At 41.2% G+C, this 12,178-nt stretch carries 11 protein-coding genes; all 11 read right to left on the bottom strand.

Going from position 1 to position 12,178, the window contains the following annotated elements:
- Window positions 1–631: 631 nt before the first annotated feature.
- Window positions 632–2,131, bottom strand: a complete 1,500-nt coding sequence (lysS, locus tag D1B33_RS17325; protein WP_199677448.1) for a lysine--tRNA ligase — start codon at window positions 2,129–2,131, stop codon at window positions 632–634.
- Window positions 2,132–2,434: 303 nt separating this feature from the next.
- A complete protein-coding gene (dusB, locus tag D1B33_RS17330) occupies window positions 2,435–3,451 on the bottom strand; it encodes a tRNA dihydrouridine synthase DusB (RefSeq protein ID WP_118877673.1) in 1,017 nt (338 codons plus the stop codon).
- Window positions 3,452–3,511: 60 nt separating this feature from the next.
- Complete coding sequence (folK, locus tag D1B33_RS17335; protein WP_118877674.1) at window positions 3,512–4,027, bottom strand: 2-amino-4-hydroxy-6-hydroxymethyldihydropteridine diphosphokinase; 516 nt, start codon at window positions 4,025–4,027, stop codon at window positions 3,512–3,514.
- Window positions 4,020–4,391, bottom strand: a complete 372-nt coding sequence (gene folB / locus D1B33_RS17340; protein ID WP_118877675.1) for a dihydroneopterin aldolase — start codon at window positions 4,389–4,391, stop codon at window positions 4,020–4,022. The genes folK and folB overlap by 8 nt, the downstream gene beginning before the upstream one ends.
- A 19-nt stretch (window positions 4,392–4,410) precedes the next feature.
- Window positions 4,411–5,274 carry a dihydropteroate synthase gene (folP, locus tag D1B33_RS17345; RefSeq protein WP_118877676.1) on the bottom strand — a complete coding sequence of 288 codons (864 nt, stop codon included), beginning with the start codon at window positions 5,272–5,274 and terminating at the stop codon, window positions 4,411–4,413.
- 252 nt (window positions 5,275–5,526) lie between these two features.
- A complete protein-coding gene (gene cysK / locus D1B33_RS17350) occupies window positions 5,527–6,456 on the bottom strand; it encodes a cysteine synthase A (protein WP_118877677.1) in 930 nt (309 codons plus the stop codon).
- A gap of 126 nt (window positions 6,457–6,582) precedes the next feature.
- On the bottom strand, window positions 6,583–7,530 hold the full coding sequence (locus D1B33_RS17355; protein ID WP_118877678.1) for a peptidyl-prolyl cis-trans isomerase: 948 nt from the start codon (window positions 7,528–7,530) through the stop codon (window positions 6,583–6,585).
- Window positions 7,511–8,395: an Hsp33 family molecular chaperone HslO gene (hslO, locus tag D1B33_RS17360; protein ID WP_118877679.1), complete on the bottom strand. Its 885-nt coding sequence runs from the start codon at window positions 8,393–8,395 to the stop codon at window positions 7,511–7,513. The genes D1B33_RS17355 and hslO overlap by 20 nt, the downstream gene beginning before the upstream one ends.
- Window positions 8,396–8,416: 21 nt before the next feature.
- Window positions 8,417–9,187 carry a type III pantothenate kinase gene (locus tag D1B33_RS17365; RefSeq protein WP_118877726.1) on the bottom strand — a complete coding sequence of 257 codons (771 nt, stop codon included), beginning with the start codon at window positions 9,185–9,187 and terminating at the stop codon, window positions 8,417–8,419.
- 193 nt (window positions 9,188–9,380) lie between these two features.
- Window positions 9,381–11,429: an ATP-dependent zinc metalloprotease FtsH gene (ftsH, locus tag D1B33_RS17370; RefSeq protein ID WP_118877680.1), complete on the bottom strand. Its 2,049-nt coding sequence runs from the start codon at window positions 11,427–11,429 to the stop codon at window positions 9,381–9,383.
- A 135-nt stretch (window positions 11,430–11,564) separates the two neighbouring features.
- On the bottom strand, window positions 11,565–12,107 hold the full coding sequence (hpt, locus tag D1B33_RS17375; protein WP_118877681.1) for a hypoxanthine phosphoribosyltransferase: 543 nt from the start codon (window positions 12,105–12,107) through the stop codon (window positions 11,565–11,567).
- Window positions 12,108–12,178: the final 71 nt, after the last annotated feature.

The following is a 12,178-nucleotide window of genomic DNA, read 5'->3' on the forward strand; positions in this document are numbered from 1 at the left end:
TCAGTTTTCAAGGTTCATTTCGTCGCTTTCTAACAGCAACTCTTATATTATACTTGTTAACTCATTCGTTGTCAACACTTTTTTATAATATATTTTGTCGCTCTGAATTGCAACTTTTTAACTTTACCATTTTCAAATATACTTTGTCAATATATTTTTTGAAAATATGTTTTTGAAATCACATCGCGTTTCAGCGACGTTTATTAATATATCACCTTCAAAAGATATATTCAAGTGTTTTATAAAAAAAACTTCAAAAAAGAAAAACCCTTAACTAAATGAATATCTATTATCAACAATCTCACTTCGAAAATAGAGCTGCCTGGAGAACGCTATTAAACTTTTATACACTTGATACTCTCTATAAAAATAAATACATAATCAAAGAGACTGCAGTCTGCTTATGCACGAAGGTTTACGGTAGATTCTTAAACGGCAGAGGAAATCTTATTATTAACCGTATACTTAAAAACTTGAAATTAACCCGACGTGAGTGAAGCCACGCTCAAATCTTTTGCGCAATTTATTCAAGATGATTCTTCAGAAATAAAGCAGGAGCCGTTCCGTGCTTCTTCGCACGGCGACTCCTGCTTATCTTCTTCTATTTGATCAGTTATCTATCTCTTCCCCATTAATCACGATGACGCATTGTTGGGAACAACAGCACATCACGGATGGATTGTGCGTTCGTTAAAAGCATGATTAAACGGTCGATGCCGATTCCCAGTCCACCTGTTGGCGGCATACCGTATTCTAAAGCTTCGATGAAATCATTATCCATTTCATGCGCTTCATCATTACCTGCTTCTTTTTCCGCCAATTGCGCTTCGAAACGCTCTCTTTGATCGATTGGATCGTTAAGTTCCGTAAAGGCATTTGCATGTTCACGGCGTACAATAAACAATTCGAAGCGGTCCGTGAAGCGCTCGTCTTCCGGATTTTTCTTCGCTAATGGCGAAATTTCCACTGGGTGGCCATAGATAAATGTAGGTTGCACTAATGTTTCTTCTACTTTTTGTTCAAAGAATTCATTAATAATGTGTCCCACTTCATGCGCTTCTTTAATCTCGACGCCATGTTCTTTTGCCAAAGCTTGTGCCTCTGCTTTCGTCATCGGCTTCCAGAAGTCGACGCCTGTTGCTTCTTTAACGGCATCTACCATATGAAGTCGTTTCCAGCCTGGTGCGAGATTAATTTGGTCTTCCCCATATTGAACCGTTGTTGTACCTAAAACTTCTTGTGCTACATGGGAAATTAGGTTTTCAGTCAATTCCATAATATCACGGTAGTCTGCATATGCTTCGTACAATTCAATCATTGTAAACTCAGGGTTGTGACGAGTAGAAATACCCTCATTACGGAAGACGCGTCCAATTTCATATACTTTTTCAAGTCCACCAACGATTAAACGTTTAAGGTGCAATTCAATTGCTATACGCATATACAATTCCATATCCAGCGCATTGTGATGTGTGATGAACGGACGGGCTGCAGCACCACCGGCAATTGTATGCAGCATTGGCGTTTCCACTTCCAAGTAGCCCTGGCCATCCAAGTAGTTTCGAATCGCACGGATAATCTTGGAACGTGTAATGAATGTCTTTTTGCTTTCTTCATTTGTCATTAAGTCCAAATAACGTTGGCGGTAACGTTGTTCTACGTCTTGCAAGCCATGGAATTTCTCCGGCATCGGACGCAGCGATTTTGTTAAGAAAATGAATTCCTCCGCTTTTACGGATAACTCGCCCACTTGCGTACGGAAAACATTCCCGCGAACTCCTACGATATCTCCCAAGTCCGCTTGTTTAAATAATTCGTATTGTTCATCACCAACATGATCTTTACGAACATAAATTTGAATTTGTCCTGCTAAATCCTGAATATGGGCAAAGCCGGCTTTTCCTTTTCCGCGCTTTGTCATGATACGTCCGGCAATTACCACTTCATGCAGGTTCTCTTCTAATTCTTCTTTTGAATATTGATCGAACTCTTTCACTACTTGGTTTGATAAATGTGTGCGTTCAAATCGGCTTCCGAATGGATCCATGCCGCTTTCGCGAATATTGGTCATCTTTTGGCGTCTCACCAAAAGTTGGTCGTTTAATTCTTCAATGTTTGACACGTATTTCACTCCTTGTATTTTGCGCTTTTCAATTGTTCTCAACGAAAGGGTGCCTGCTTTATAGACCCCTCTTTTTCTTCAACAGATCACCGTCTATTGGAGTGTTGTTCTATTAGCGTTCATTTTATCCATAATGTACCTATTGTACACAATTTTCTTGCACTCTTCATCTCTTTCAATTGATTTTATCACATTTTCTAAATGTTGTATTTTTCTGAAAGTCGTTTTTGAACTCTTCTCAATAATATAGGTTATGCAATACAAAATAAAGAGCATCTCCATATCAAGATGATAGAAAGATGCCCTTTTCCACTAAATTGCTTCTGCTGGAGATTGTTGATCTTCTAATTCCTCTGCTACTCCATTTAATAGAGCACGCAATTCAGCCGCCGTTTCCATTTGGTTGATGGCATTGCGGATTTTGCCGTTTCCGCGGATTCCTTTCAAATACCAGGAAGCATGCTTACGCATTTCACGGACTGCAACCCCTTCACCTTTCAGCTGCATTAAGCGTTCAAAGTGAAGCAAACATACATCCATTTTTTCTCGCACGGATGGTTCCGGTTTTAACTCGCCTGTTTCCAGATAATGTACGGTACGATAAATCATCCAAGGATCCCCTAATGCAGCACGGCCAATCATCACAGCATCTACACCCGTTTCATCCAACATGCGTTTTGCGTCCTGTGGCGTTTCAACATCGCCGTTTCCGATGAATGGAATGCTGATATGTTTCTTTACTTCCTTAATGATTTCCCAGTTCGCTTTTCCTTCGTACATTTGGACACGTGTTCGGCCATGCATTGCAATCGCTGATGCCCCTGCGCGCTCGGCTGCCTGGGCATTTTCCACTGCAAAGATGTGCTCGTCGTCCCAGCCAATGCGCATTTTTACACTAACCGGTTTATCGACAGCCTCTACTACCGCTGAGACCATTTCGTAGATTTTATTTGGATCGAGAAGCCACTTGGCGCCGGCTTCGCATTTTATGATTTTATTCACCGGGCAGCCCATATTGATGTCGATAATATCCGCATTCGTATTTTTATCTACATATTTTGCTGCTTCCACCAGGGTTTCTTTATCTCCACCAAAGATTTGCAGCGACAGTGGATTTTCGCGTTCATCGATATAAAGCATATCCAATGTTTTTTGGTTGCGTTGAACCAATCCTTTATCGCTAATCATTTCGGCATAGACCAAACCCGCTCCGAATTCTTTAACGGTTAGGCGAAACGCTGAATTGCACACTCCGGCCATAGGCGCCAAAACAACACGGTTATCCAATACAATATCGCCGATTTGAAATGGCTTTTTTTCTGTAGCCAATCCTTCCTCCTCCTTCTTGAAACAATTGTTTTTTATTTTCTATATAAAAGTCGATTGATCTTACTGTACAAAATCCGACACATCACGGATTAGTTTCCATTTCAAAATCCCTTCCTCCGCAAGATCCATACGTTCCAGACTAAACTTCGCCTGTTGAAGCTGCGGCGTTTGGGCATTATCTGCAATTTCCATTAACGGGACCAGTACGAATGCTCTTTCAAACATTCGAGGGTGAGGAACCGTTAAGTTCTGAACTTTAATATTGTCGTTATTAAACAGCAAAATGTCAAGGTCTATAATACGCGGACCCCACCGTATATCCCGAACACGGCCTAGTTCGTTCTCAACAGATTGGCATATTTTCAGCATCTCCAAAGCAGCGTGAGTTGTTTCGACATAAAGAGCAATATTAAAAAATGAAGGCTGTTCTGTATATCCTACGGGTGCCGTTTCATAGATTGATGAAACTTTTACCACACTCACTCCAGGTGTCTCTTGCAGCATCCCAACGGCCGTTTTTAAATTTTGTTCCCGGTCTCCAATATTAGTCCCCAAAGATAAATACACTTTATTCATAATAGCGGCCTCTTACAATCTCAACTGCCACTTCTTTATAATGCCCAGGGATTGGGGGATCCGGCTTGATGATTTCTACCTTGCAGCCATATACTTGCCCTTCATAAGCAGTTAATATTTTGGCTGCAATTGTTTCAGCTACGGCTTCAATCAATTTATACGGTTTCCCCTCAATCACTTCTTTGCATACATCATACACACCGACGTAGCTGACTGTATCCCCGAGCTCATCTGTCTTTCCTGCTTTTTGGATATCTACCGCCAATGAAACGGTTGCTTTAAACCGTTGTCCAAGAATGGTTTCCTCAGCCAACACACCGTGATAGCCAAAAAATTGCATTTCCCTTAAATAGATATAATCCATCCTGTTTCTCCTTGTAGTCTTAGTGTCTTGAAGGCAATTCCTCGTTAACTTCGAATTTCCCCATTAAAGCATCGATCATTTTAACTGTGCGCGCCACTTCTTTTACATCATGAACGCGTACAATATGGCATCCCTTCATGGCACCGTACGCACAGGTTGCAGAGGTTCCTTCGACGCGTTCATTTAAAGGCAGGTTTAAAATCGTGCCAATCATGCGTTTACGGGAAGTAGCAAGCAGTACCGGGTAGCCGATTTCCACCAGTTCATCCAAGCGCTGCATGGTTTCTATGCTTTGCTGCAGGTTTTTAACAAAGCCGATGCCCGGATCCAAAATAATATGTTCATCCGGTACGCCTGCTTTTTTCGCAATATCGATACTCTCCTTGAGATCATTTAAATAATCTTCAAAATAATTTTGGTAGATTTTATCTTTTCGATTGTGCATTAAAATAATGGGCACATTCAGCTCCGCTGCTACCTTGGCCATTACAGGGTCTGCCTTGGCTCCCCAAATATCATTGATTATATGGGCGCCAGCCTCCACAGCCGCTTTTGCAACTGCAGATTTATATGTATCAATTGAAATGATTGCAGGAACTTCTTTTAATAACGCCTTTATGACAGGAACTACCCGTGCGATTTCTTCATCATCCGAAATTCTTGTATATCCTGGACGCGTCGACTCTCCGCCAACATCGATAATTTTTGCTCCATTGGCCACCATTTCCTTCGCATGCCGCACTGCTGTTTCAATGGAGTCATATTTTCCGCCGTCCGAAAAAGAATCCGGCGTAACATTTAAAATTCCCATCACAAATGTTTCTCTTTGATAATCAAGTGCAATGTTGTTGAGAATAAGTGGTTTTGGATATTTTGAAAGCATAGCTTCCCCTCTTTTCTGACTGTTTAGATGCCGTTAAAGGAAATACTCTCTTGATAAAATATTTCCCAAGGAATTTGTTCTAATAACTCTACTCATTTTATCATTTTTGCATTATATATATATTCCAAATGCTTATCCCTCGATAAAATTATTTTCCGTCTTCCTTAGACTAGCTTTTCTCCAATGCGAAAACTCTAAACAAAGAAAAAAGGCATTACCCGGAAAAGGTAATGCCAAAATAATTTTTGATGATTAGTCTTCGAAATTATAAAGAGCTGTTGAAAGGTAACGCTCACCGTTCGATGGAACGATTGCTAAAACGTTTGATCCTTTGCCAAGACGTTTTGCCGTTTCGATGGCTGCATGGATTGCTGCACCAGAAGAAATACCAACAAGAATTCCTTCCTCGCGTCCTGTTTTGCGAGCTACTTCAAAAGAAGTTTCATTATCAACCGTGAAGATCGATGTATAAATTTCAGTGTTTAAAACTTTTGGCACGAAGCCGGCACCGATTCCTTGGATTTTGTGTGAACCTGGGTTTCCGCCTGAAAGAACAGGAGAGTCTTTTGGTTCCACTGCGATAATTTCGATTTCTGGGTATTTCTCTTTCAATACGCCACCAGCACCCGTGATTGTACCGCCAGTTCCGATTCCGGCAACAAAAGCATCTAACTTAACGCCATCGAATGCTTCCACGATTTCCGGACCAGTTGTTAGGCGGTGCACTTCAGCATTTGCTGGATTTTCGAATTGTTGCGGCAAGAAGTAGCCGTTTTCTTTTGCTAAGCTTTCTGCTTTGGCAATAGCACCTTTCATTCCTTCTGGACCAGGTGTTAAAACTAATTCTGCACCATAAGCGCGAAGTAATTTGCGACGTTCAATACTCATTGTTTCCGGCATTACTAAAATCGCACGGTAGCCTTTCGCAGCAGCAACCATCGCCAACCCAATCCCTGTATTGCCTGAAGTTGGTTCGATAATTGTTCCACCCGGTTTTAATGTACCGTCTTTTTCTGCAGCTTCGACCATTGCAAGCGCAATACGGTCTTTAACAGAACTGCCTGGGTTAAAGAACTCTAATTTAACGTACACATTGCCTTCGTTTTCACCTGTTGCACGGTTCAATTTTACAATCGGTGTATGCCCTATTACTTCTGTAACTGAATTATACAATTTACTCACACTCGTCATCCCTTTCCATAATACCTACTATTTTAATAGGTTTTCCCTACTTAATATATTACCAACTTCCTATACTTTATGTCAATAGTAAGGCACGAAATATTGAGAATATTTAACATAATGGTTTTATGCTTCACCATAGAACCATTTCGCTTCGAATTCTTTCCAGAAAGTTTCCGGCGTGATGCTGGCCGGTAATTGTTCCAACGCTAAAACACGGTTAATTTGTTCTTTTACTTCCTCGTATGTAAACGACTTGCCTTCATTCACTTCTTCAACAGAAACAATTCCATAACGTCCGTCCTTCATGGCAAACGGTTCGCTGATTTCTCCTGCACTTAATTTCTCCACAGCTTTTGGGATACTTGAATCTATATTGGTTTGGGATGTTGTAATGAACCCAATATCCCCACCCAGACTCGCTGAAGTTGCGTCAAGTGAACGTTCACGTGCGAGCACATTGAAATCCGATCCTTCATCCAATTCCTTTTTAACGCTTTTTGCTTCATCTTCTGATTCCACGATGATTATGCTTGTCCGATAAGTAGTGGGAATATTGTAAAGGGATTGATTCTCCTCGTAATAGTCTGCTACTTTTTCCTGATTTATTAACACATCTTTAGTCAGCACTTTTTCTAAAATGAGCTGGGCGCGAATTTTTTGACGCAATTGCTGATCTGTTAACTCTTGTATCGTTGTATCCGTGGTGTCTTGGGCAGATCGTAAGAGGGCAATTTCCAAATCGATTTCTTCATCGGTTACTTTTATTTCATATTCTTTTGCCGCTTTTTCCATCACTGCTTCATTCACTAAAGTTTGGAGCGTTTCTTTTCCGTATCTGCTCTCCATGGCCGCCATCCAATCTTGGCGGGAAATTTCTTCTTTGCCAATGGTAGCGACAATTTCGTCGCCACCGCTAACTTTATTGCCATTTGGCCAAATCCAAAGAATAAACCAGAAAATGTTGCCGATCAGGAGAATTGCGATTAGAGTCAAGGTTGGTTTTGTTTTGAGTCTGCGCCTTGAAATGGGTGCTTGGTTGGCTGGTTGATAGTTATTTTTTGTTGATTTCATCGATAAAACCTTCAAGTGCTTCTTGATCATAGTAGTATTTCTCTAAGCAGAAATGACATTCCGCTTCCGCTCCGCCATCTTCATCAATCATTTCTTGTATTTCCTGCGCACCTAGACTCATAATCGCCGCTCCAAAACGCTCTCTAGAACATCTGCATTTAAATTCAACTGGTGTTTGGCTGAGCACTTGCACCTTATTTTCACCAAGGGCCATCTGCAAAATTTGTTCCGGTGTATAGCCCTTTTCAATCATTGTGGATACTGGTTCAATGGTTTGCAGATGCTGTTCAATATCGGAAATCGTTTTCTCATCACAACCCGGCAATAATTGAATGATAAAACCACCTGCTGCCAACACCGTATTATCGGGGTTGACCAATACACCTAATCCAACAGAGGAAGGCACTTGTTCAGACACGGCAAAGTAGTAGGTGAAATCTTCTGCAATCTCCCCTGAAACAATCGGTATTTGCCCGGAGAACATGTCCCGCAAGCCTAGGTCCTTTACGACAGTTAGCGCCCCTTCTGTTCCTACAGCCCGGCTTACATCCAGTTTTCCCGCATCGTTTAAATCAAAATGCACTTGTCCGTTCGTTACAAAACCACGGACGTGTCCTTTCCCATTGGCATCAATAATCATGGGACCAATTGGACCGTTCCCTTCCAATTTAACAGTTAATTTGTCCTCGCCTTTCAGCATGGCACCCATCATCACTGCAGCCGTCATTGATCGACCGAGGGCAGCTGTAGTTGTCGGCCAAGTATCATGTCTTACTTGCGCCTCCGCAACGGTGTTCGTCGTTCTGGCTGCAAACGCGCGGACATTTCCATCATATGCTATTGCCCGTATTAAATAATCCCTCATGCTGCTTTCTAGCCTCTTTTCTTATTGGTTTCGTCTATAAATCAAGTACAGACCCTTTAATGTTAAAAATTCATCGACAACATCGATCAACGTCGTCTCATTTGCGATTAATTTTGCTAAACGACCTGTGGCAATCACAAGCGGTTCCCCTTTACTATTCGCTTTCATACGGCTAACAATGCCTTCAACTTGCCCGACGAATCCATAAATAACACCAGCCTGCATGGCAGAGACTGTGTTTTTCCCAATAATGGAGGGAGGTCTGGAAATTTCAATGCGCGGTAACTTAGCCGCTTGATTATAAAGGGCTTCCGTGGATATTGCGATGCCTGGTGCAATCGCTCCTCCCATATAATCTCCCTTTTCATTGATATAACAATATGTAATGGCTGTACCAAAATCAATAATGATTAAAGGACCTTTGCCTCCATATTCATCAAGAGCCCCAACCGCATTTACGATTCGGTCGGCGCCTACTTCACGCGGGTTTTCGTATTTAATGTTCAACCCGTTCTTAACACCGGGACCTACAATAAGCGGTTTGATACGAAAGTATTTTCTGCACATCTCTTCTAATACATACATAATCGGAGGTACGACAGAAGAGATAATCATTCCCTTTACATCCTCAAAGTCGATTTCGACATGGGAAAAAAATGCTTTGACCAGCATTCCATACTCATCAACAGTTTTATGGCGATCTGTTTCCATTTCCCAATGGTGTTTCAATTGATCGTTATCGTATACACCCAATGTAATATTCGAATTCCCAACATTCAATACAAGAATCATTTTATCACGCTCAATTTGTCCATTTTTAGCAATAATATCATATTTTACTTCCATTACACACTGATTCATAAACAGTATGCGGCGAAAAAGTTAAATCAATCAATTTGGCTTCCCAGAAAACAAAAAAACTGAATGAGTACTCTTTTTGTAGAATACTCATTCAGCCATAAATTAGCCGGAATGGTCTGGAAAATTACTTTCCTTTACCTTCCCTAAAACCATTTGACTCATCGTTTGAATCCCTGTCTTCTCTCGGTAAATCCTCTGCTGTTGGGCTTTTGGATTCTCCGGAAACCTCTTGGTTGATAGACGATGAACCTGATTTTTCAATGCTTATGTTATTTGGTTCGTTTTTTGCATCCTCTGAATGCTGCGCGTCGTTTACTTTCAATACTTCCGGTTCTTCTTTCACTTCAGGAAGCTTGCCAAAATCACGTAAATGTTCAATCTGCTCTGCATTTAATGTTTCATGCTCAAGCAACGTATTGGCAATTAAATCAAGCAAGTCGCGTTTTTCAGTAAGGATTTTCTTTGTACGCTCATATTGTGCGTTCACAATCGTTTGCATTTCTTTATCAATTTCATAAGCAATCGCTTCTGAATAGTTTTGTTCGGAATTGAAGTCACGCCCCAGGAAGACGTTGCCGCCTGATGATGAACCAAATTGCAATTGGCCGAGCTTACTCATACCGAATTCCGTAACCATTTTTCGTGCAATATTGGTTACCTTTTGGAAGTCATTGTGCGCACCCGTTGAAACCTCGCCCAATACGATTTCTTCCGAAGCACGCCCACCAAGCAAACCGGCAATACGGTCCAATAACTCATTTGTGGTAGAGAAGAAACGCTCTTCTTTTGGAAGCATAATGGCATAACCACCAGCCTGGCCTCGAGGTACAATCGTTACCTTGTGTACTTTTTCGGCCGAGTCAAGTGCCAAACCAATAACAACGTGCCCTGCTTCATGGTAAGCAACCAATTTCTTTTCTTTGGCTGTATAAGCGCGGCTTGTTTTTGCAGGACCTGCAATCACACGGTCTGATGCTTCATCAATATCAAGCATATCGATCGTCTTTTTGCCTTTACGAGTTGCAACTAAAGCAGCTTCGTTCAGCAAGTTTTCCAAATCCGCCCCCGAAAAACCTGGAGTACGTTGTGCAACCGCTTCAAAATCCACGTCTTCCGATAACGGCTTGTTTCGGCCATGGACTTTCAGGATTGCTGTACGACCCTTCACATCCGGATAGCCAACCGTAATTTGACGGTCAAAACGGCCAGGACGCAATAACGCTTTATCTAAAATATCCGGGCGGTTTGTAGCGGCAATAATGATAATTCCTTCATTTGCACCGAAACCGTCCATTTCAACAAGCAATTGGTTCAATGTTTGTTCACGTTCATCATGGCCCCCACCTAAACCGGCGCCACGTTGACGGCCAACTGCATCAATTTCGTCAATAAAGATAATACATGGAGCGTTTTTCTTTGCATTTTCGAATAGATCTCGCACACGGCTGGCACCGACACCGACGAACATCTCTACAAAGTCAGAACCTGAAATCGAGAAGAATGGCACGCCTGCTTCACCAGCAACTGCACGGGCAAGCAATGTTTTACCTGTCCCCGGAGGACCTACCAATAAAATACCTTTAGGAATCCGGGCACCCATGTCTGTAAACTTGCGATGATCTTTCAAGAAGTCGACCACTTCCACCAGCTCAGCCTTTTCTTCATCTGCACCGGCAACATCGTTAAATCGAACTTTTTTCTTTTCAGAATCATATAACTTCGCTTTGCTTTTACCGAAGTTCATCACTTTATTGCCGCCGCCTTGAGATTGACTCAAAAGGAAGAAGAATAAAATGATTATGATGATGAAGGGAATAATGCCGGTAAAGAATTGGACCCACCCGCTTGTTTCCGGGGCTTTAAGCCAATTGATTTCTGGATTATTATCCACCGCCGCATTAATCTGCGTCATCAATGCTTGGTTATCTTGCGGGAGATTGACAGTGAAGGTTTCGCCTTCCGCATACCCTTCCAATGCTCCTTCAACCACAAGTACTCCGGCGTCTGGTTGAATATTGGCATATTCAATTTGACCTGTTTCTAATGCATTTAAGAAATCACCGTACGTCAGCTCTTTTGAAGGTGCTTTTCCTCCATTAAAAGTTCCAAAAATACCGATGATCACGAGAAAAATTAGTAAATAAAATATGGTGTATCGAAATATTCGATTCATCCCCAGCCTCCTCACAACATAACAGAAAAACTATAAGTAAAATCTTAACATACCATTATTTTTTCATAAAACGAAAAGCACCGGTAAATTGATTAAATTACAACTTTTGTCCAAAAGTACACAAAAATTGAAATATTAGAAGGAATATACTTCTTTTTTCAGGATTCCGATATAAGGTAAGTTGCGATATTTTTCTGCGTAATCTAATCCATAGCCAACCACAAAACCATCCGGGACTTCAAAACCAACTACATCTGCTTTAAGGTCAACTTTACGTCCCGACGGTTTATCCAAAAGTGTTACGATTTTAATTGTCTTTGCTTTGCGGTATTTGAATAAATCTACTAAATAACTTAATGTTAGCCCGCTATCAATAATATCCTCGATAATGATTACGTCGCGGCCTTCTACACTTGTATTCAAATCTTTCAGGATTTTTACTTCTCCTGATGAAACAGTTGCATTCCCATAGCTTGATACATCCATAAAGTCGATTTCAATGTATGATTCAAAACGTTTCATTAAGTCTGTCATAAACGGAACAGCTCCTTTTAAAACGCCAATCGCCAACGGAAACTGTTCTTTATATTCTTCTGTTAATTGAGCTCCAAGTTCGGCAATTCTTGCTTGGATTTGTTCTTCTGTTAGTAGGATTTTTTCAATATCATTTTGAATCATGGTGGTTCCTCCTTGAATTTAAACACCTTAATGCATATACCTTTTAAAATGTGTTCAACTGTTTAAGACTT

The sequence above is a fragment of the Ureibacillus yapensis genome (genome assembly GCF_003515775.1).
In the GTDB taxonomy this organism is placed as follows: domain Bacteria; phylum Bacillota; class Bacilli; order Bacillales_A; family Planococcaceae; genus Ureibacillus; species Ureibacillus yapensis.